The 22,125-nt window shown below is 69.3% G+C and carries 14 protein-coding genes; 5 read left to right on the forward strand and 9 right to left on the reverse strand.

Annotated features, from left to right (window positions below; genetic code table 11):
- Positions 1-14 precede the first annotated feature (14 nt).
- The 8 genes from ACERNI_RS15130 to ahcY all read right to left on the reverse strand — a co-directional run bounded on the left by ACERNI_RS15130 (position 15) and on the right by ahcY (position 15,516).
- Entirely contained in the window at positions 15-317 is a 303-nt protein-coding gene (locus ACERNI_RS15130; RefSeq protein ID WP_448834089.1) for a hypothetical protein, read from the reverse strand.
- A gap of 161 nt (positions 318-478) precedes the next feature.
- Positions 479-802 (reverse strand): thioredoxin, encoded by a 324-nt coding sequence (gene trxA, locus ACERNI_RS15135; protein ID WP_448834090.1) that lies wholly within the window; start codon positions 800-802, stop codon positions 479-481.
- A gap of 127 nt (positions 803-929) precedes the next feature.
- Positions 930-4,451 (reverse strand): double-strand break repair helicase AddA, encoded by a 3,522-nt coding sequence (gene addA / locus ACERNI_RS15140; RefSeq protein WP_448834091.1) that lies wholly within the window; start codon positions 4,449-4,451, stop codon positions 930-932.
- Positions 4,448-7,747, reverse strand: a complete 3,300-nt coding sequence (addB, locus tag ACERNI_RS15145; protein WP_448834092.1) for a double-strand break repair protein AddB — start codon at positions 7,745-7,747, stop codon at positions 4,448-4,450. Before addB ends, addA begins: the two co-directional genes overlap by 4 nt.
- A gap of 99 nt (positions 7,748-7,846) precedes the next feature.
- The gene (locus ACERNI_RS15150; protein ID WP_448834093.1) at positions 7,847-8,629 is read right to left on the reverse strand and encodes a nucleotidyltransferase family protein; all 783 of its coding nucleotides are present in this window, start codon (positions 8,627-8,629) and stop codon (positions 7,847-7,849) included.
- Positions 8,630-8,947: 318 nt separating this feature from the next.
- Positions 8,948-10,645, reverse strand: a complete 1,698-nt coding sequence (gene tsaE, locus ACERNI_RS15155; RefSeq protein WP_448834094.1) for a tRNA (adenosine(37)-N6)-threonylcarbamoyltransferase complex ATPase subunit type 1 TsaE — start codon at positions 10,643-10,645, stop codon at positions 8,948-8,950.
- Positions 10,646-10,869: 224 nt separating this feature from the next.
- A complete protein-coding gene (locus ACERNI_RS15160; protein WP_448834095.1) occupies positions 10,870-13,419 on the reverse strand; it encodes a PAS-domain containing protein in 2,550 nt (849 codons plus the stop codon).
- A 687-nt stretch (positions 13,420-14,106) separates the two neighbouring features.
- A complete protein-coding gene (gene ahcY / locus ACERNI_RS15165; protein ID WP_448834096.1) occupies positions 14,107-15,516 on the reverse strand; it encodes an adenosylhomocysteinase in 1,410 nt (469 codons plus the stop codon).
- 360 nt (positions 15,517-15,876) lie between these two features.
- Between ahcY and ACERNI_RS15170 the strand changes: the two genes are divergently transcribed.
- Positions 15,877-16,803, forward strand: coding sequence for an SMP-30/gluconolactonase/LRE family protein (locus ACERNI_RS15170; RefSeq protein ID WP_448834097.1), 927 nt, complete (start codon positions 15,877-15,879; stop codon positions 16,801-16,803).
- Positions 16,804-16,941: 138 nt separating this feature from the next.
- Here the strand turns inward: ACERNI_RS15170 and ACERNI_RS15175 are convergent, their stop codons facing one another.
- Positions 16,942-17,724, reverse strand: coding sequence for an SDR family NAD(P)-dependent oxidoreductase (locus ACERNI_RS15175; RefSeq protein WP_448834098.1), 783 nt, complete (start codon positions 17,722-17,724; stop codon positions 16,942-16,944).
- Between the two features lie 517 nt (positions 17,725-18,241).
- Here ACERNI_RS15175 and ACERNI_RS15180 point away from each other — a divergent pair.
- The 4 genes from ACERNI_RS15180 (at position 18,242) to ACERNI_RS15195 (ending at position 21,899) form a co-directional block, all read left to right on the forward strand.
- Positions 18,242-18,661, forward strand: coding sequence for a VOC family protein (locus tag ACERNI_RS15180; protein WP_448834099.1), 420 nt, complete (start codon positions 18,242-18,244; stop codon positions 18,659-18,661).
- Positions 18,662-18,818: 157 nt separating this feature from the next.
- The gene (locus ACERNI_RS15185) at positions 18,819-20,366 is read left to right on the forward strand and encodes a YifB family Mg chelatase-like AAA ATPase (protein WP_448834100.1); all 1,548 of its coding nucleotides are present in this window, start codon (positions 18,819-18,821) and stop codon (positions 20,364-20,366) included.
- 240 nt (positions 20,367-20,606) lie between these two features.
- Positions 20,607-21,479, forward strand: a complete 873-nt coding sequence (locus ACERNI_RS15190) for an acid phosphatase (protein WP_448834101.1) — start codon at positions 20,607-20,609, stop codon at positions 21,477-21,479.
- 165 nt (positions 21,480-21,644) lie between these two features.
- Complete coding sequence (locus ACERNI_RS15195; RefSeq protein ID WP_448834102.1) at positions 21,645-21,899, forward strand: hypothetical protein; 255 nt, start codon at positions 21,645-21,647, stop codon at positions 21,897-21,899.
- Positions 21,900-22,125 lie beyond the last annotated feature (226 nt).

Below are 22,125 nucleotides of genomic sequence, written 5' to 3' on the forward strand. Positions count from 1 at the left end.
AATGTCGATCAGTCCTAGAGCGCTTTTCGATCTGATTGCATCAGATTGGCGCTCCAGATCCGCGATTTTGCCGCATAATCCTGTCGATCCTCGTTTGACTCCGGACGGATGATGCTCTGGAGAGGTTTTCGGGCGATCCGGATCAGATGCAGAAGCCGCCCTTCGGCCTGAAGGGGCAGCCCTGTCGCGGCTGCAGCGAGCCAGGCCGGTTTGATCTCCACCGTCATGGCCGGACCTGTTGCGGCCACCCACGCAGCCAACGCCGCAATGGTTACGTCGACGCCGGAGACGTCAATGCCCGCAACAGGTGCGGGCATGAGGTGGCGGGGCCAAGGCGCTTGCGCGGGTGAACCCGGCCTGGGGCGGCCGTTTCCCGCCTGCAAAGACTGCGGTCAGGGCTGTTGCCGCCCGGGACCGCAGTCAGAGCCGGTTTTGCTGGCGCAAAATATGCGGCGTGAATCCTGGCGCGAGCCCGGGTTCAGGCGACCGAGGTCTGGATCCAGCGCGACAGGTCTCCCTTCGGCGCGGCGCCGACCTTCTGGGAGGCCAGCTTGCCGTCCTTGAACACCATCAGCGTCGGAATCGAGCGGATGCCCAGCTGGGCGGCGACGGCGGGGTTCTCGTCAATGTTCAGCTTGACGATGCGCACCTTGTCGCCGAGCTCGCCGGAGATTTCCTCGAGCGCCGGGGCAATCATGCGGCAGGGGCCGCACCATTCCGCCCAGAAATCGACGACAACCGGAACGTCGGACTTGATAACATCGGCCTCGAAGGTCGCGTCAGTGACTTTTGCGGTCGCCATGTCATGCCTTTCCGCGAGCTGGCTCGCGACTCGTGTCTGTGTGTCTGCTGGAAGCTAGGTAGCCCCCGGGGGAGGGTCAAGGCCGGCGGCCATTCAAATCAGACATGTGCGCACGTCATGCGACGCCTCACAGGCTGGCGATCGCCGCGGCGCACGCCGCATCTTCCAGCTCCAGAATGCGCGGGCCGCCCGCATAGACCAGCAATGGCCTGACCACATGATCCGGCCAGGCCTGGCGCAGCAGGGCGGCGTAGAGCGCCAGCTGCGTCACATAGGCCTGGGGCGGCTCTGCGCCTCCGGCGAGGCTCGCCAGTTTGAAATCGGCCAGCCAGACCGTGTCGGCGGTTACCGCCAGCCGGTCGATCTGGCCGGAAACCGGCGTCGGGCCGCGCCCGGGCAGGTTAATGCTGCCGGCGATCGGGGCTTCGGCGATGGCATGGGCCCCGAACAGCGGCGCCAACTCTGGCGCGGCGACCAGCGCGAGGGCGCTGTCGACGATCCATGCGCGCCGTTCCGCCGTCAGGAAGGCCGGATCGGCCGGGCCCAGCGTTGCCGCGCGGCGCTCCACATAGCGGCGGGCGAGCGCGGCCCGGTCGGCGGCTGGCGCGGTGGGCAGGTGTTCCAGCAATGTGTGCAGCAGCGAGCCGGCAAAGCGCGCCGCCTCCCGCGCCGCCACGGTTTCGACGGCTGGCGGCGCGCCGCCTCCCGCCCGTTGCAGCGGCGCGGCGCGCGAGGGGCTGATGGGCGCCGCCGGCGACTCCTCGCGGGCGGCGTGGCTAAACAGCCAGCCCGGCGCTGGCGCCAGCTGGCGCGGCTCCGGCGCTTCCGCCGGGGCGGCGACGGCGCGGCCGCTGGCCAGCACGCGGGTGACGGCGCCGCTAACCGGGTCGGCGATGCTTTGCACCATATCGGTCGCGGCGAACGCCGCATCGACCATGCCGCACCAGCTTTCCGGCGGCAGGTTCTTTTGGTTACGGGCGAAATAGGGGGCGATGACCAGGCGGCGGCGCGCCCGGGTCAGCGCCACATACAGCAGGCGGTTGTGCTCCTCGCGCTCGCGTGACGCCTCCGCGCCGGCGGCCTCGCGCAGGGCGGCGGGGCGGGTGGCGGCGGAGGGCAGCCACACCGGCAGCGGCGTGAAGCGGCCGTTGATCCGCACGTCCAGCGCCAGTACGGCGGGCGGGCGGGCGTTGAAGCGGCAGGCGTCGGCCAGCACCACCACGTCCGCTTCCAGCCCCTTGGCGCCGTGCACGGTCATGACGCGGATTTCGCCGCGCGATTCGTCCATGTCGCGCTTCACGTCGTGGGCGGCGTCGCCGAAGCGGGCGATGAAGCCGGCGAGCGAGGGCGTGGCCTGGCGTTCGTGCCCCAGCGCCAAAGCGAGAAACTCATCGATGGCGTCGCCGGCCTCGGCCCCCAGCCGGGCGACCAGCGCCGTGCGGCCGCCCATGGGGCCAAGCAGGGTGGCGTAAAACCCGAAGGCGCCGCGCTCCCCGGCCAGCGTCTGCAACGCGCGCAGTTGCGCCAGCCCGCGCCGGGCGGCGTCATTTTCACCAGCTTTTTCAGCCAGCGCCGCGTGCAGGGAAAGCGGGCCGCGCCGGGCGGCGATGGCCATCAGATCGTCATCGTCGAGGCCGGCCAGCGGCGTTTTCAGGAAGGCGGCGAGGGTCAGGTCGTCCTCGGGCAGCAGCGCCGCGCGGCCCGCCGCCAGCAGGTCGAGCACGGCGATATGGTCGCCAAGGGTCAGGCGGTCGGCGCCGGCGACCTTCAGACCCGCCGCCTTCAGGGCGCTGATGATGGCGTCGAACAGGGCGCCGCGCTTGCGCACCAGCACCAGCGCCTCGCCAGGCGGCGTGCGCTGGCCGGTTTCGTCGCCGTCGCGGGTCAGCCGGGCAATCTCGGCGGCGATGCGGCCAGCCAGAACGACGGCGGGCGAGGTGGGGTCGGGCGCGTCCACCGGCGCGTCCCACGCCTCAGGCTCCGCGTCCTCGTCGGCGACGACGGGCTCCCAGATCTCCACCCGCCCATGCTGGCCGAGGCGGCTGGTTTCATGCACCGTGCCGGCGCGGGCGCCATCGTCTTCGTCGAACGCGAGGCCGGCGAAGTGTTCTGGCACGCCGAACACCAGATCGACGGCGGCGAGCACCGCCGGCGCCGAGCGGAACGAGACGTTGAGCGGCACGCTCTCGAAGCGGGCGCCCACATCGGCCAGCGCCTTGCGGTAGTGGCGCTCGCTGTCGGCGAAAGCGCGCGGCTCGGCCCCCTGGAAGCCATAGATCGACTGTTTGGGATCGCCAACGGCAAACACCGTGCGGCGCAGGCGGCCAGTGTCATCAGCCGCTTCCCCGGCGCTGAACTCGCCGGTGAGGGCGCGCAGGATGTCCCATTGCGCCGGGTTGGTGTCCTGCGCCTCATCGACCAGCACGTGGTCGATGCCGGCGTCGAGCTTGTGCAGGATCCAGCTCGCCGCGTCGGAGCGCAGCAGCAGCGTGCGGGTCTTGCCGATCAGATCGTCGAAATCGAGGGCGCCGCGCCCGTGCTTGATGGCCTCCACCCGCCCGGCGATGGCTTCGGCCAGGGTCAGCAGCGCGTCGGTGCGCTGCAGGACCCGGGCGCCCCTGCGCCGGTCCTCCAGCTCCGCCAGGCGGTCGCGCTCGGCGCGCAGGGCTTCGGCGACGGCCGGATCAACGCTTTTGGTCGGAAAACCCTTGTCGGCGCGCGGTTCGCCGTCCGACTTGAAGAACACGTCGAGATAGAAGCCCAGGCGTTCAGCGTCGTCGCCGGAGGCCAGGGCGGCGCGCAACGCATCGGCCAGCTTCTGGTCGTTCTTCGAGCCGGCCGACAGGGCGGTAACCAGATCGGGCCACTCATCAGGGCCGTAGCCGTCGTGCAGCATGGCCCGTTCGACGCTGGCCAGGGTTTCGCCAGGGCGCAGGCCAAGCGTCGCCGCCAGCGCCGCCATGGCGTCGGCGTGGCTTGTGGCGTCCTCGCGCAACTGGCGGGCCTGGCGGATGGCGGCGCGCAGGGCGGCGTCGAAAGCGTCGCCGGCGGCGGCGAGACTGACGATGGTCAGCGCATCGCCCAGCCGCGCATCCTCGCCCCGCGCCGCCGTGGTCAGCACGGCGCGCCGGGCCAGGGTGAAGATTTCTTCGCTGGCCGCCTCGTCCAGCACCTCGAACCTGGCCGGCACATTGGCCTCGAACGGGGCCAGATGCAGCACGCGCTCGCAGAAGGCGTGGATGGTCTCGATCTTCAGGCCGCCGGGAGTTTCTACGGCGCGGGCGAACAGGCGGCGGGCGGCGTCGAGGCGTGCGCGGGCCGGGCGGCGGCCCTCCAGCTTCGTCAGTTCGGCGGCCAGCGCGGCGTCATCGAGCCCGACCCAGCCAGCGAGGCGGTCGAACACCTTCACCGCCATGTGGGCCGCCGCCGCCTTGGTGTAGGTGAGGCAGAGAATACGGCCAGGCGCCGCCCCTTCCAGGAGCAGCCGCAACACCCGGTCGACCAGCACCTTGGTCTTGCCGGAGCCGGCGTTGGCCGAAACGAAAGCGGAAATGAACGGATCGGCGGCGAGGCGCTGGGCTTCCGTCGCGCGGCTCACCGGATCGGGCATGACGTCAGGGCTGGCGCCGGAGCTGGAGAGATCGCTCATTCCGCGTCCTCCCCGCCGGCCCGGGCCCATTCGCGCACGCGGGCCAGATGATCGTAATCGTTGTAGCGCCTGGCGTATTTGGCGTAAGGCCTGGCCGGCCAGGCCGCGCCGCCGGCGCGATAGCGGCTGATCAGCTTCACGAAGCCCTCTGCGTGGTCGCGGATAATGTCATCGACGCTGCGGGTTTCATCCTTGCCAGGCTTCACCGGCTTTTCCGTCAGCGGCGGCTCGCCGCCGCTCATCTGCACATAGGTCAGATTGACTGGCCAGGCTCCCGCTGGGGCTTCCGCGAAAGCGCCCCGCCGCAGCATGTGCGCTTCCAGGGTGAGCTGCGGCGCGAAGCCAGCGAACACTTCCTTCGCGGTGGGTGATTGCCCGGTTTTGAAGTCGACGATGGTCATGACGCCGTCGCGGCCGATCTCGATGCGGTCGGCCCGGCCGCGCAGGGTGAAGCTGTCGCCATTGGCGAGGGGGATTTCCAGCCGGCCGCTCACCTCGGCCAGCACGCGCTCCAGCCCCGGGCGGCGCTGGCGCTCCCAGCGCACATGGCCCTGGGCAATGCGGGTGAAGCGCGGCCACCATTGCGCCCGCACGTCCGGATAGGCCTCCAGATCACGAAACGCCTCTTCGCCCAGCGCCATCAGTTCGCCCAGCGGATCGGCTGGCAGGTCCGTCGGCCAGTTCTCGGCGAATTTGCCGACCGCCTCGTGGATGATCGAACCGCGATCGGACGCGCCAGGCGGCGTGGCCAGTTCGTCGAGCGGATCAAGGCCGAGCACGTGGCGGGCGTAGATGGCGTATGGATCGCGCACGAGGGTTTCCACCTCGGTGACCGACAGCGATCGCGGAACCAGCTCCACGGGTGGAACCGGGGCGGGACGGCGCAGGGGCGCAACGCGCGGCGGCTCCTCAAGCCGGGCGACAAGGTCGAGAAACCGCTGGCCGCGCGCCAGGGCCTGGGCCCAGGCGTTGCTGGCGCCGGCGTCGTTATCGGCTGGCGCCCCAGGCGTCGTGGTCAGCGCCCGGATGCGTTGCAGGAAGCGTGAGGGCACGGTGGGGGCGCCGCCGCGCTTGGCGGCGCGGGTGATGACCACGTCGCGCGTTCCCATGGCCGAGACGAAGTCGTGGGCGGTCTGGCCGATGCGCCGCTCCGGCGGCTGCATGCCCAGCGCCGTCGCCATCGGCCGGTTGAGGAAGGCATCGGTGCGGGCCGCCGGCGGCCACACCGCCTCGTCGAGCCCGCCCAGCACCACCCGGTCGGATTCGATCAGGCGCGCCTCCAGCAGACCAAAAATGCGCACGCGGCGGTGGGCGCCGCGCCCGCGCCCGTCGCCCTCGCTGCGCACCATGCGGCCATTGGCGAGGCCGGCGAACAGGGCCGGATAATCCTCCAGACGGCCCGGCAGTTCGCAGTCCTGGGCCTGGATCACGTCGTCAAACAGCTGCAGCAGGGCGGCGCCGTCGGCGCTGTCCTGAAGCGGGAGGGAAATGGCGGCGGACGCTTCCTGTCCTTCCGCCTCCTCCTGCGCCGCGAGGCGCAGCAGCGTCTCCCGGTGGGCGCGCAGCATGGCGACGAGGTCGCCGCTGGCGGCCGCCTCCCGCAGCGGGGCCAGCGCCAGCTCCAGCCGGTCGATGGCGGCGGCGATGCGGCTCCAGTCCCTGTCGCGCAGGCGTTTCAGCGGACGCGACGCGAAGGAGCCGTTCGCCTCCTGGCGGCGCGCCTCAAGGATGGCGCGCAGGCCCTGGAGGCCGGCTGGCGGTTCAGGGCCGCGCAACAGGCCAATTTCGACGGCCGCCGCCACCCGGCGGGCCACGGCGCGCGGCCAGCCCAGGGTGACAAGCGGGTGGGCCAGCAGCGCGACGAGCTGGCGCGGGGCGCAATTGCTGGCGGCGGCCTCGGCCGCCAGGCGGGCGAAACGTCCGGCGCCGGTGCGCGCCAGCGGGCTGCCGGCGGAATCATCGGCCTCGACGCCCCAGCGCTTCAGGTCGGCGCAGACGCGCTCGGCCAGATCGCGATCCGGGGTGATCAGCGCCACGGTCGCTTCCGGCCGCTCCAGCATTTCGCGAATGGCGATGGCGGCGGCGAGCGCCTCCTCGCGTTCATCCGCCGCTTCCACCAGCGCGACGCCATCCAGCGCCGCCGCGACGCTCGCCGCATCCGGGCGGCGTCCAGGCTCGGCCCACAGTTCAGTGGTGCTGGCCGGCCGCAGCGCCTCGCTGAGCAGGCGGCGGCGGGCCACGGCGCCAGGTGTCGGCGCGCCGAGCGGCGTCACCTCCGCGCGGCTGACGCCGATCACCTTCAGCAGGCGCGCCATCATCGCCTGGGGGTGGCTGAAAGCGGTCTCGTCGCCGCGCCCGCCCCCCCGCCCGTCATCCGCGCCATCGCCGGCGACGAGGGCGAAGCTGGCGTCGTCGAGGTCAAGATCAAGCCCCGGCAGCACCGCGACGCCGCGCGGCAGCCGGCTGATGGCTGCGATCAGGCGGGCGGTGGCCGGGGCGGAGCCGGTGGAGCCGGCGACGATCATCGGCCCCTGGGGCGGCTGGCGGATCAGCCGGTCAGCTTCCGCCAGCAGCATGGCGTGGCGGCGCAGGGTCGGGTCGCTGGCGCCGCGCTCGGCCAGGATCGCCGGCCAGGCGTCGCGGACGATGCGCAAAAACTCCAGGGTGATGCCGAACCAGGCGCTGTGGCGGGCGGCGACCACCGCGGCGAGGGCGTCCCAGTCCACCCCCTGGGTGGTCAACTGGTCCATCAGCTTTTCCAGGTCGCCGGCCAGGGCCAGCGCATCGGCCGGCGAGGCCGGCGCGAGTAGCGGCTCGTTTTCCGACAGGCGCAGCAGGGCGCGGTCCACCTGGCGGGCCCAGCCAAGCACCAGACGGGTGAGAATCAGCCGCCGCTCGATGGCCGGGATCGGCGGGGCCAGCGCCTCGCCTGAAATGGTCGTTGTGAACTCCGCGGCGTTTGCCACGCCTGGCTGGCTCGCGTCGTCGGCTTCACTGGCGAGCTCGAAATCGTCGTCCACGTCGCCGAGCGGCGTGATGCGCGGCAGCAGCAGCGCGCCAGCGCCGGAACGGCGCAGCAGAATATCCTGGAAGGCGCGTGCGGCGCGGCGGGTGGGCAGGAAGATGGTCGCGGTGGCGAGGCCCAGTGGTTCGGCGCGCGGCCGGAAGCCGGGGATCAGCGCGCCATCCAGCAGGCTGTCGGCCAATACCTCCAGAAACGGCGCGCCAGGCGCGATGCTGCAAACGCGCGGCTGCGCGACCCGGGTGAACAGATCGCCAGGGGCGGCTTTTTGCACAGCGCTCTCCGTATCAGACCAGAGCCCAATGAGCCTCAGGCGCCTGCTCCTGGTCAAGCATCGCGCGCCCTGGACTGCGCCCGGTCCACCCTGTTTTCGCTACCGGTGGCTGCGGGCGATGACCTCTTCGGCCTCGCGCAGGCCATCGGGCGTGCCCACATGCAGCCAGTGACCGTCGAGGCGCAGGCCATACAGCCGGTCACTGGCGAGGGCCATGTCGAACTGGCGGTTCAGGGAGAAGGCGCCGTCGGGCGCGTCCGCGAACAGTTCCGGCTTGAGGATGGCGACGCCGGCGTAAACGAATGGCGTCACCTCGCGCTCCTTGCGCCGGCGCAGCAACCCATTGGGGTCCATGGCGAAATCGCCATTCCCCTCATAGCCGGTGCTGGAGGCGGAGGCGGCGAGCAGCAGCAGGATATCCATGCGCTGCGGGTCCCAGAACTCCGTCAGGCGGCGGATGTTGGACACTGGCCCCTCGATCCACATGCTGTCGGAATTGCCAAGCAGGAACGGGGCGTCGCCGAGCAGCGGCAGGGCCCGGACCACGCCGCCGCCGGTTTCCAGCAGCCGGTCGCGCTCGTCCGAGATGGTGATGCGCGGGCCACACTTGCGCCGCGCCAGATGGGTTTCGATGAGGTCCGCCAGATAGTGCACGTTGACGACCGCATCGGTGACGCCGGCGTCGGCCAGGCGATCGAGCAGGCGGTCGAGCATCGCCGCGCCGCCGACGCTGACCAGCGGTTTGGGCGTGGTGGTGGTGATCGGCCGCATGCGCTTGCCGAGGCCGGCGGCCAGCACCATGGCGCGGCTGATCGGAGCGGGCGCGGCGGGGGAGCCAGTCCCGGCGGTGGAGCGGGGGGCGGAGGATGGCGCTTGGGTCATGTCGGGTCTGTCATGTGAGCGGGAGGCGTTGCGGCTGGCCGGCTCCGCTGTCCGGTTGTCTGGAGCGGGTGATCTGGAGCGGGCTCCCCTGCCTGTCAGGAAGCTGCGTCAGTTTGGTGAACGCGTTGCCGGCGCGATCTGGCGTCCGTCTCCAGCCCGGACGCCAGCGCAGCGGGCCCGGGCTGGCGGCAACCCGGCAATAGCCGCCTGGCGCGCGATGCGGACGGGGGGATGCCGCCCATCCGCGAAAAAACCCGCGAAACCAGAGCAGCGGAGCGGCGCCGCGTCGCTTCCTGACCGCGCCCCGCTCCAGGGGGATCAATCCCCCTCGACCACATGGATCAGATAGGTTTCGTACCATTTTTTCACCGGCGCCAGCGCCGGATGGGCCAGATTGCGCAGCAGGTAGCGCTTGATGCGCGGCAGGTGCGCCAGATACTGCGGCTTGCCGTCGCGCCGCTCCAGCCGCATGAAAATGCCCAGCAGCTTGGTGGCGCGCTGGGCGCCGAGCACGGCGTAGGCGGCGGCGAAATCGGCCATGTCGAATTCAGGATCGTTGGCGCGGGCGCTGGCGTAGGCGCGCAGCAATTGCAGCTCCAGCGCCGGCGGCACGGTGACGCGGGCGTCCTGCAACAGCGACATCACGTCGTAGGCCGGGTGGCCGAGCACCGCGTCCTGGAAGTCAATGACGCCGATGCGTTGCAAACCCTGCCGGTCGGACAGCCACAGCAGGTTGGGCGAATGGTAGTCGCGCAAGGTCCAGGTCTGCGGGCCGGCGATGACCGGGCGCAGCACGTCGACCCAGGCGCCGGTGAACTGCGAGCGGGCCAGCGCCGGCAGGGTGCGCACCGTAGCCGGCACATACCAGTCGAGCAGCAGATCGACCTCAATCTGCAGCGCTTCCATGTCGTAGGGCGGGATCACATGGTCAACGCCGTCGCTCACCGGCAGGGTGTGCGGCAATTGCACGGCGTGCATGCGGGCGAGCAGGCGCACCGCCTCCTCATAGCGGGAGGGAATCGGGCCGTTTTCATTGACCACGCCCTGGGCGCCCAGGTCCTCCACCAGCAGCACGCCGGCGTCGAGGTCGCGACCGAGAATGGCGGGAGCGCTGATCGACAGGGAGCGCAGGCCATTGGCCATGGCGACGAAGGCGTGCACCGATTCAGCCAGATGGGCGATGGCGCTATACGGCTTGCCGCGACGGATCGGCGGGCCGTCCGGCTGGCGCGGCGACACCATCAGCACGGCGGTCTGGCCATTGGGGCGGATCAGGCGCTCGTAGGATCGGCTGGAGGCATCGCCCTGAAGGAACGTGCGGCGCGCCTTGTCCCAGCCCGCCTTCTGGAACACGGTGCGGATGGCCCGCGTCATGGCCAGGCGGCCGGCCCATTTGCCGTGGCCGGTGAGCACGGCGACGCGGCTGCCCTCGGCGCCGGCCGGGTCCATCTGCAACAGCACGTCCAGCCGGTCTGGCGACAGCATGTCGCCGGCGCGATCGGGCCATTCGACCATGGTCAGCGCGTGGCGGGTGATTTCCTCCCAGCCAAGCTCGACCAGGTCATCAACGCCCGAGAGGCGATACAGGTCGGCGTGGGCCACCTCGCCGAACGGCGTTTCGTATTCCTGGATCAGGGTGAAGGTGGGGCTTGGCGCCTCCAGCTCCGGATCGTTGGCGAGAATGCGCAGCAGGGCGCGCGCCAGGGTGGATTTGCCGGCGCCCAGATCGCCGGAAAGGGTGATCATATCGCCCGGCTTCAGGGTTTCCGACAGGATCAGCGCCAGATGCCGGGTCGCCGCTTCGTCGGGCAGGTCGACGGTCCACGTGATGATGTAGGGGCCCTGGGCGCCATGTCGACCGGCGTCGGCGGCGTGGGCGCGCCGGTTGGCGCGTGGGCCTGGCCGGGCGGAATGGATCACCGTCTGCAAGGGGGTGGCGGGCGCCGCGGTTGCGGGAAGATCCCGGGCGGCGGAGGCGTCTGGGGACGCGTGGGTTGGCGCGGAGGTCAGCGACACGGTCTATCCGGTTTCCTGAGAGGCTGGCGGCCAGCCCCTCCCTGTTCCGGAGCGCCGCAGCCTGTCACATGTCAGTCAGTCAGTCTGTCTGGCGACAGAATAGCGCCGGGAAGGTTTCCAGTTCCTTCCCGGCCAGGCTCCTTCGGCCATGAAGGCCCGCGCCTCTCCTGACGCGCGTACAAGGCGGGCCGGACGCAGCCATGGCGACGGTTTGTCATGTCATATCAATCAGGTGAAGGCTTCGCCAGTGTTGTGCTGGTCGCAGGGGGCGCCTCCCCAGACGGCGCGGGCGGCAGAGGCGCCGCCAGTGCAGGCGGCGGCTGCGGCGCAGGCTTCGGACTTTCCGGCGGGCAGGCCGGCAGGAAACAGCTCACATGGGTGCCGACGCCAGGTTGCGAGGTGATCTCGACGCGGCCGCCATGCAGTTCAACGATGGACCGGACCATGGAGAGGCCGAGGCCGACGCCGCGCCGGCGGGCGTCCGGCGCGTGGCTTTCAAACCGCTCGAACACCTTGTCGATGACGTCGGCCGGGATGCCATGGCCCTCGTCGATGACGTCGAAGCGGATGTCGCCGCCCTCCAGGCGCACCTTCAGCCAGATATTGCGGTGGCGTTCCGAGAAGCTGATGGCGTTGGAGAGCAGGTTGAACAGCACCTGGCGCAGGCGCTTGCTGTCGGCGACAAAGCCAGGCGTTTCCGGCGGGGCCTCGACGTGCAGGGCGATGGAGGCTTCGGCGAGCCGGTCCTCGACGCCGCGCGTGGCGGCGGCAATGGTGGCGCGCACGTCGACCAGTTCGCGCGTCAGCGCCAGTTCGCCATTGTCGATGGTGGCAAGGTCGAGAATGTCGTCGATGATGGCGTTCAGCGCCGTGGACGAGCGCAGGATGTGATCGGCGTATTCGCGCTGGCGATCATTGAGCGGGCCGATCATGCCGTTGCCCAGCATCTCGACGAAGCCGATGATGTTGGTCAGCGGCGAGCGCAATTCATAAGATACGTGGTGCACGAAGTCGTCGCGCAACTGGGATGCCTTCAGCAGCGCCTCGTTGCGTTCGGTCAGGGCGCGCTCCATGCGCACCGAATCGCTGACATTGGTGAAGGTAATCAGCGTCGAGCCATCCGGCAGCGGGGCGATGCGGCAGTCAACCACGAGGACGGCGTCGGCGTCGGCGCGGCCCTCCATGCGGCAGGCGCCGCCGGTGCGGTCTTCCAGGCCGACGACGGCGTCGCGCAGCATCATCCAGTTGGCGTCGTCGCCAGCCGTCTTGCGGGCCCGCGCGACCACCTCGTCGATATGCGGCTCGGATGAGACCACTTCCAGCGGGATGCGCCACAGGGCGGCGAAAGCCGGATTGGACAGGCGCAGGCGCCCGTCCGGGCCGAACACCGCCACGCCCTCGCGCAGGGTGTCGAGGGTTTCGCCCTGGACGCCCAGCAGGCCGTTGTAGCGGGACTCCAGCTGGAAGCGCTCGCTGACGTCGTCGTAGAGATAGGTGACGCCGCCCTGCGGATTGGGGTTGATCACCACGCGGATGGTGCGCCCATCGGGCAGGTGCCACCAGTGCTCGTGCGGCTCCACGGTGGTGTAGCCGGCGAGAATCCGGGCTTTCCATTGCCGGAAGTCCGCCTCCTCCGGCAATCGCCGCCAGACGCGCAGCCGTTCGAGAATGTCGCCGTCGCTGGGGCCGCTTTCCAGCCAGTCCTGGTCGAGGGTCCACAGCAGGCGGTAGGCGGCGTTGTGGAAGATCAGCCGCCGGCTGCCGTCGAAAATCGCCACGCCGGTTGGCAACTGGTCGAGGGTGCGGGCGTGCGCCTCGGTCTGGCGGGCGAAATCGTCGCGCAGGCGCGCCAGTTCCGAGACGTCGGTGGCGATGCCGGCGCTGCCGGAGACGCCAGGCGTCTCGACGATCTCCATGATGCGGCGGTCGCCGGCGATGACGGCGGGAACCCGGGCTTGCCAGGGAGCGCCCTGGGCGCGCTGGCGGCGGGCGTCGGCGCGGGAATTCTGGTCAAGCAGCTCAAGGCCGTCGCGGGTCACCATCGCGACGTCGGCCGCCTCAACCGCCCGCACATAGGCGGCGTTGGACCAGACCAGGCGTTCGTCGCGGTCGCGCACCCACACCGGCTGGGGAATTTCATCGAGCATGTCGCGCACGGCGCCGAGTTCGCCGTCGGTCGCTGCGAGCTGGTCCTCCAGCTTTGCCCGGGCGCCGCGCTCGCCGGTGATCTCGCGCAGGCGCAGCGACGGCGCGCCGGCGACGATGCGGCCTTCAGCGGAAATGAAGCGTTCATCAGCGCGCAGCATCAGCGACAGGGGCGCGCCGGTGTCCCGCAGCCGCGCCAGCGCCTGCTCCATGGCCTGGGCGTCGGAAGGGCCAAGCCACGAGCCGAAGGCAAGAATCCGGCCTGGCGGGGTGTTGAAGGCGGCGAACTGGCCGTCGCTCTCGATCAGCGGCTGGCCGTCCGGCGTCGGCCATGACACCAGGGCCTGGGGCTCACTGGCCATGAAGACGTCAGCCTGGGCGTTGGCGAGGCGGGCATGACGCAGCTCATGCTCCATGGCGCGCATGCGGTCGCGCCAGCGGTTGCGCATGGCGCGGTGAAACCAGGCGGTGACCGCGAGGCACAAGGCGAGGCCAACCACCAGCACCACCAGGCCAAGCCGCGCCGGATCAGCAAGGCCGGCCGCCAGGGGCTCCGCCGCCAGCGCTGGCGCGGGCCAGGCAAGGAGCCCGGCAAGTAGCCACGCAAGCGGCAAGACCAGCGCGGCCATGCCCAGGACAGCGGGCGCGACGGGGCCTGTCTTGTCCTGGCCGGAGCCTGCCTTGTCCTGGACGGGGCCTGCCTTGTCCTGGACGGGGCCTGCCTTATCCTGGACGGGGCCTGCCTTATCCTGGACGGGGCCTGGCATGTTCTGGCGCTTGCGTCTGCCGTGGCGCGGGCCGGTCATCCCCGTGTGTCTCCCCAAACATGGGCGGGCGAGGTCCCGCGAACTGGCTTGCATACGCCGCAAGCGCGAAGCGCTGGCAGGCCCGAATCAGTCGTCATGACCGTCCCGCGCGAAGCAGATACTGCCTCATGGCGGGAACATGCGTCACGACCGTGGGCCAGGACCTGGAGCCATGACCTGGGGCGCGACAAAGACATGGCGCAAACGCCAGCGCCGGTCTGGCCTGGTTGTGGCCGGATCGAACTGGCATGGCGAACCCTGACTTGGCGACCCCCGACTTGGCGCCCCGTCATAGCGAAGCCGGTTGTCGCGAGGCAAGCCGCCAGCAAAAACGCCGGCGGGAGTTTTCCCGCCGGCGTCGCGCAGATATGTGCCCGCATGCGGGAGCGCGGGGCCGCTCCGTCCATCCCGGGGCGGAACGCGGCTGCATCGCCCTCAAACCACGCGGGGCTGCCAGCGAAGCCGCGTCGCTCCGCCGGCAAGCGCCGTGGTCCCAGTAGCGCCGCAGTCTCAGTAGCGGTAGTGATCGGCCTTGTAGGGGCCTTCCACGGTCACGCCGATATAGGCGGCCTGCTCGGGGCTCAGTTCGGTGAGCTTCACGCCGATCTTGGCGAGGTGCAGGCGCGCCACCTTCTCATCGAGGTGCTTGGGCAGCGTGTAGACCTTCTTCTCGTACTGGCCCTCGCGGGTGAACAGTTCGATCTGCGCCAGGGTCTGGTTGGTGAACGACGCCGACATCACGAAGGAAGGATGGCCGGTGGCGTTGCCCAGGTTCACCAGGCGGCCTTCCGACAGCAGGATGATGCGCTTGCCGTCGGCGAATTCGATCTCGTCGACCTGCGGCTTGATATTGTGCCACTTCAGGTTCTTCAGGCCGGCGATCTGGATCTCGTTGTCGAAGTGGCCGATGTTGCAGACGATCGCCCGGTCCTTCATGCGGCGCATGTGGTCGACGGTGATGATGTCCTTGTTGCCGGTGGCGGTGACATAGATGTCGGCGCGCGGCAGCGCGTCCTCGATCGTCGTCACTTCATAGCCTTCCATCGCCGCCTGCAGGGCGCAGATCGGATCGACTTCCGAGACGATGACGCGGGCGCCGGCCTGGCGCAGCGAGGCGGCGGAGCCCTTGCCCACGTCGCCGAAGCCGGCCACGAACGCCACCTTGCCCGACATCATCACGTCGGTGCCGCGACGGATGCCGTCGACCAGCGACTCGCGGCAGCCATAGAGATTGTCGAACTTCGACTTGGTGACGCTGTCGTTGACGTTGATGGCCGGGAACAGCAGGGAGCCGTCCCTGGCCATCTGGTACAGGCGATGCACGCCGGTGGTGGTTTCTTCCGACACGCCCTTGATCGCCTTCGCCACCTCGGCGAACCAGCCCTTCGGCTTCTCGGCCAGGGTCTTCTTCAGCAAAGCGAAGAGGATCTCTTCTTCTTCCGAGCCGGCCTTGTCGAGGAAGGCGACGTCGCCGTTCTCGGCGCGCAGGCCGAGGTGCACGAACATGGTGGCGTCGCCGCCGTCATCGAGGATCATGTTCGGCACGCCGCCGCCATGCCACTCGAACAGCTTGCGGGTGTAGTCCCAGTAATCGGTCAGCGACTCGCCCTTGATGGCGAACACCGGCGTGCCGGCGGCGGCGATGGCGGCGGCTGCGTGATCCTGGGTCGAATAGATGTTGCACGACACCCAGCGCACGTCGGCGCCAAGGGCCTTCAGCGTCTCGATCAGCACGGCGGTCTGGATGGTCATGTGCAGCGAGCCGGCAATGCGCGCGCCCTTCAGCGGCTGCGACGGGCCATACTCCTCGCGGGTCGCCATCAGGCCGGGCATCTCGCTTTCGGCGATGTTGATTTCCTTGCGGCCCCAGTCGGCCAGCGAGATGTCCTTGACGATGTAATCGTGGGTGGTCTGCGACATGTGGGGTTCCCGGAATATCCTGGAGGGGCCTGGACGGGCGCGACGACGCCCATGATCGGCGCTTCCTTTAACACCGTGGGCGCCGATCCGCAATCAACACATAAAGAATTCTTTATATGACGCGCCCGCCGCACGCCTGGCGCCCGCGGATGGAATGACCGCCACGCTTTTGCGGAGGCTGACGCGGCGGCGCAATGGCGCCAGAGTGCATCGGGGCCGCCGGACCGAATCTGCCGGCGGGCCCGGCGCTTTCTGGCGAGCCGATGCGCGTTGGCTGAAGAAGGCGCATGAAATCAGAATGACAGGGCGAAACGCCGGTTCGGCGCAAATGAATATTCGCTCAAAAGGGAGATGTCGCCAGTGAGCAAGGTTGAGCTTGAACTCGTCACGGATGGGCTGGAGTTTCCGGAAGGGCCGGTCGCCATGGCGGACGGGTCGGTCATTCTCGTCGAAATTCGCCGCAAAACGCTGACCCGCGTGACGCCGGACGGCAAGGCCACTGTGATCGCCGAACTTGGCGGCGGCCCCAATGGCGCGGCGATCGGCCCCGACGGCGCCGTCTACGTCACCAACAATGGCGGCTTCAACTGGGTGGAGCGTCCGGACGGCACCCTGGCGCCGCACACCCAGCCCGCCGATTACGCTGGCGGCTCGATCCAGCGCGTCGATCTGGCGACCGGAAAATTCACCACGCTGTATACGGAAGGCGGCGGCCGCAAATTGCGCGGGCCGAACGATCTGGTGTTCGACCGCGAGGGCGGCTTCTGGTTCACCGACCTCGGCAAGCATGACGACGAGCGCATGGACCTCGGCCATCTCTACTACGCGAAGGCCGACGGATCGCTGATCGTCAAGGCGCGCAGCGGCCTGCTGACGCCGAATGGCGTTGGCCTGTCGCCGGACGGCAAGACGGTGCACGTGGCCGAAACCCGCACCTCGCGCGTCTGGAGCTTCGCCATCACCGGGCCTGGTCAGGTGGCGACATCGACCGACCGTTACGCCCAGCATGGCGTGATGGGGCCGCTGCCTGGCTACCAGCTGCTCGACAGTCTCGCCATTGAGGCGGACGGGCGCGTCTGCGTGGCGACCATCGCCAACGGCGGCGTCACCATCTTCAATCCGGCCGACGGCTCCCATGACCACATCGCCGTGCCGGACGTGCTGACCACCAACATCTGCTTCGGCGGCGCCGACATGCGCGACGCCTGGATCACCGCCTCGTCCACCGGCAAGCTGTACAAATGCCGCTGGCCGCGCCCGGGCCTGAAGCTGAGCTACAACGGCTGATCCGCCAGGCGTCCTCACGCAAAGGTTGCGGCCGGAACATGCGCCGGCCGCAGCAGGCGCGCGCAAGAACTGGAGCGCGCAAAAAAAAGCCGGCGGTTTCCCGCCGGCTTCAAATTCAGGTGCGCGCGGCTGAAGCGATCAGCGCGGAGCCATGCGGATGGCGCCGTCGAGACGGACGTCTTCGCCGTTGAAGTAGCCGTTGGTGATCATGGTCAGCGCCAGCTGCGCGTACTCTTCCGGAGCGCCGAGACGCTTCGGGAACGGCACCGAAGCCGACAGGGCGGCCTTGACGTTCTCGGGAGCGCCCTGCAGCAGCGGGGTGTTGAAGATGCCCGGCAGGATGGTGTTGACGCGGATGCCTTCGCTCATCAGGTCGCGGGCGATCGGCAGGGTCATGCCAACAACGCCAGCCTTCGAAGCGGAGTAAGCCACCTGGCCCATCTGGCCGTCTTCAGCAGCCACCGAAGCGGTGTTGACGATCGCGCCGCGCTCGCCGTGCTCCAGGGCGTCCAGCGACAGCATGCCCTGCGCCGACTTGGCGATGCAGCGGAAGGTGCCGACCAGATTGATCTGGATGATGCGGTTGAAGGCGTCGAGCGGGAAGTGCGTGGCTTCGCCGGTCTTCTTGTCGCGGCCAGCGGTCTTGATGGCGTTGCCGGTGCCGGCGCAGTTCACCAGGATGCGCTCCTGGCCATGGGCGGCGCGGGCCTTCGCGAAGCCGGCGTCAACCAGCTCTTCATTGGTCACGTCGACCTTGCAGAAGATGCCGCCGATTTCCTTGGCGAGGGCTTCGCCCTTCTCTTCGTTGAAGTCGAAGAGGGCGACCTTGACGCCCTGGGCGGCAAGCGCGCGGGCGGTTGCCGCGCCAAGACCGGAAGCGCCGCCGGTGACGACTGCGGAGACAGATGAATCGAGCTTCAAGGCATATACCTCCCAAACCGTGGCGCAGCGCATGTCTGGCGACCACACGAGAAACCTGGCGGAGCAGGGCGGGGCCCGGTCTCCGGCGTCAGACGCCCTGGCACGATCCTGAACAGGCCATATCCTGGTCAGGCCATGACCATGCCGGGGGACGGGAAAGTCGCGCAGACATGGAACGGGCGTTCCGAATTCAATCGGGACGGCTCTCGCTCTAATGCCCTCCACATGCGTTGGTCAAGCGTTTGGCAGGTAGAATTGCGGATGGTCCGGCGGCGCGGATTGGGCAACCGCTGCGCCGGACGCGCGAACGCCCGATCCGCCAACGGATGCGACATGTTGCCCGGGCCCGCTCCGATGCCTGGGCATGGTCCTGGACCCAAACCTGGGGCTGGACTTCAATCCGGGCTTCAATCCGGATCTGGACGCCCCGGCGCCCGCGCCGCTGATCCTGTTGTGATCCATCGCGCCGCCGCGCCATGTTACCGTGATCTTTCAGAAAAATCCGGGAGGATCAGACATGTCGCGCATGATTTTCATCAATCTGCCCGTGCGGGACCTGCCCGCAGCCACGGCTTTCTACAAGGCGGTCGGCGCCGGGCAGAACATGCAGTTCAGTGATGAAACCGCCTCCTGCATGGTGTTCTCCGACGCCATTTTCGTCATGCTGCTCACCCACGAAAAATTTCGCGGTTTCGCGCCGCGCCCCATCGCCGATGCGCGTCAGCACACGGCGATGCTGATCGCCCTGTCTGCGGACAGTCGCGAAGAGGTTGACGATCTGGCGCGCAAGGCTGCGGGCGCCGGCGGGAAAGCCGACGTCATGCCGGCGCAGGATCTCGGTTTCATGTTCCAGCGCACATTCGCGGATCCCGATGGCCATGTCTGGGAAATCGTCTGGATGGACCCGGCGACCGTGCAGCAGGGTCCGGCGGAATAGCTCCAGATCAGGGGCGTGGCGCGGGTGAATTGCTTTGATTTGTCTGGCTGACGAAAGTCAAATTTCGATATGCTTTATCTGTTCTTGAAGGTGACTGCATTCGCTGTCAGTATTCCTCCGTTTGACAGGGCCGCTCTGGCGGCGGGACGGAGCGCGCATGGCGACGCATGTTGCAACGGTGGCCTTCTCTGGCATTGAGGCGCGGCCCGTTGACGTTCAGGTGCAGATTTCCAGCGGGGCCGTCGCGTTCGCCATTGTTGGACTGGGCGACAAGGCGGTGGCTGAATCGCGCGAGCGGGTGCGCGCCGCCTTGCTGGCGGCCGGGCTGGCGCTGCCGGCCAAACGCATCACCGTCAATCTGGCTCCGGCCGATCTGCCGAAGGAGGGGTCGCACTACGATCTGCCCATCGCTTTGGCGGTGATGGCGGCGATCGGCGCGTTGCCTTCCGACGCCCTCGACGGCTTCACGGTGTTGGGCGAACTGTCGCTTGACGGGTCGATCCGGCGGGTGGCTGGCGTGCTGCCGGCGGCGATGGCGGCCGTTGCCCAGGGGCATGGATTGATCTGCCCGGCGGCCTGTGGCGCCGAGGCGGCCTGGGCGGGCGAGGAACTGGAGATTCTCGCGCCGGAATCGCTGCTGCGCATCACCAGCCATTTTCAGGGAAGCCAGGTGCTGTCGCGGCCCGCCGCCGCCCTGCGCCAGGAGGAGGCGGCGCTGCCCGACCTCGCCGACGTGCGCGGCCAGGAGCTTGGCCGGCGGGCGCTCGAGGTGGCGGCGTCGGGCGGCCACAATTTGCTGATGAGCGGGCCGCCGGGGGCCGGGAAGTCGATGCTGGCGCAGCGGCTGCCGTCGATCCTGCCGCCGCTGTCGCCGCGCGAGCTGCTCGACATTTCCATGGTGCATTCGGTGGCCGGCCTGCTGGAAACCGGGGCGCTGACCGACCGGCGGCCGTTCCGCGCGCCGCACCATTCAGCTTCGATGGCGGCGCTGGTGGGCGGCGGCGTCAATGCGCGTCCAGGCGAGATTTCGCTGGCGCACAATGGCGTGCTGTTTCTCGATGAACTGCCCGAGTTCAGCCCCCAGGCGCTGGACAGCCTGCGCCAGCCGCTCGAGAACGGCGAGGTGATGGTGGCGCGGGCCAATCACCGGGTGACCTACCCGGCCCGCTTCCAGCTGGTGGCGGCGATGAACCCGTGCCGTTGCGGGCGCGGAGCCGAGCCCGGTTACGCCTGCCGGCGCGGGCCGAACGAGCGCTGCATGGCGCAATATCAGGCGCGTCTGTCCGGGCCGTTGCTTGACCGCATCGACCTGGTGATCGAAACGCCGGCGGTGAGCGCGGCCGATCTGATGACGGCGCTGGAGCAGTCGCAGCCTGGCGAAAGCTCGGCGGAGGCGCGCAAACGGGTGCTGGCGGCGCGCGCCGTGCAACGCCGCCGCTTCACGGCGCTTGGCGCGCCAGACCTGCTGAACGCCACCTGCCCGGCGGCGATGCTGCCGGACATCGCCGCTCCTGACAGCGACGGCGCCCGCCTGTTGCGGGCCGCCGCCGAGAGCATGCAATTGTCGGCCCGCGCCTGGCATCGCGTGCTGCGGGTGGCGCGCACGCTGGCCGACCTGGCCGGCGAACGTCAGGTGGGGCGCGCCCAGGTGGCCGAGGCGCTGGGCTATCGCATGCCCATCGACCGGGCTTCGCGCGCGGCGTGACGCGAGGTGGAGCGGGCCAGGCTCCAGCGGTGGCGGGGCGATATTCCGTGATGCGGCCCGGGGCGCCTGCTGGTGGCGTGGCGTCGCCTGACGCGCGCTTCGCGCGGGCGGCTCCGGCGGCGGCTCCTGAGGAGAGCAGCGTCGGATCCGGGTCCTGGCCATCCGGCCCGCAAACGTCAGTTGACAGACGCCGCGCCGCTCCGCACGTTCGCGAAAAGCAGGGTGTTGGGGGAAGCACAAATGGGCAGATCATCCGTGGTTCTGGCGGGCGTCATATGCCTGCTGGCCGTTGTCGCTGGCCCGGGTGGCGCGGCGGCTGGCGACGCCGGCGCGGCGAAAGCCCCCCCGACGACCAATCCGGCGGATCTGAAAGAGCTGCGGCCAGGCCTTTTGCCCGGCTATCTGCCGCGTGAGGAGGCAATCGACAGTCTGGCGCTGCTCGGGCCGCCGCCGGAAGCCGGCTCGGCGCAGCAGGCGCGGGATGAGGCGGCGCGGATCGCGGCGCTGAAACAGCGGGACACGCCGCGAGCCCGGGTGGCGGCGCGCGACGCTGTCTACAGTTTCCCCCGCGCCGTCGATGCGTTCTCCTGCGCCATTGGCGTCGAGATCAGTGAAAAGACCACGCCGCATCTCAACATGCTGCTGCGGCGCACGCTGACCGACGCCGGGCTGGCGACCTACAAGGCCAAGAACAACTACAACCGTCAGCGCCCTTATGTGGCGGTCAACGACAACGGCACCTGCTTCGCGGACCATGAAGAGCGGCTGCGCAAGGATGGCTCCTACCCGTCCGGCCACGCGGCCTTCGGCTGGGCCTGGGCGCTGATCCTGGCCGAGGCGTTGCCGTCAGAGGCCAACGCCATCATCCAGCGCGGCTATGATTTCGGCCAGAGCCGGGTGATCTGCGGCTATCACTGGCAAAGCGATGTCAATGCCGGTCGTCTGGTCGGCGCGGCGGCGGTGGCGCAATTGCACGCCAATCCGGATTTCGTGGCGCAACTGGCGGAAGCCAAAAAGGAGATCGCTGCGGCGCGCGCCTCTGGCGCGGCGAAGCCGGATTGTGCGCTTGACCAGGCCGCCGCGACCGCGGCGAAGGCCGCAACCGCGCGCTGAAAAATTCTGGCGCTGGCGCGGCCTGTCGCTGGCCAGCCAGTTGCGGACTGCGCCGGGACGGAGACGGCGTCCTGGCGCTGGAATAATCCATCCATCTGAATTGGCGCGCCTTCCTGGCGCAAGGTGGCGTTCACTTTGCGGGAAGGCGCCTGACGGGAGAACATCATGAATCTGGTCAAACGTCGCGCGGTCGTGGCGGTGCGCATGGCGGGGGCGGTTGCGATCGCTGGTACGGCCCTGTTGCTGGGCGCCTGCCAGACCAAGGCGCCGGAAACGCGCGCGCAGCAGCTGGCGCGCATTTGCGCTGACCCCTCCAGCCTGCGTCCGGACAGCTTCTATTTTGGCGAATGCGTCGCCTACAAAAACCCCACGGCCAACCAGCGCCGCCAGATTTATCTGAACACGGCGCCCCAGAGCTGAACAGCGCGTGGCTCCGGGGGTCGGGGCGGGGCCGGGTTGCCGCAAGGACCAGTGCTTCAGCAAAACCCGGGCTTCGCGCGAGCGCGGCCGCAGGGAGCCGCCCCTCACCGTTTTGTGGCCGTCCGTCCGGCGTCATGACCGGAGTTCCCCGGCGGCCGCACTTCCCCACGCCGTGATTGCATTCTACAACGCCGTGAAAACCGGCGGTGATCGGGCGGCCAGACGG

It is taken from the genome of Camelimonas sp. ID_303_24, assembly GCF_053543495.1.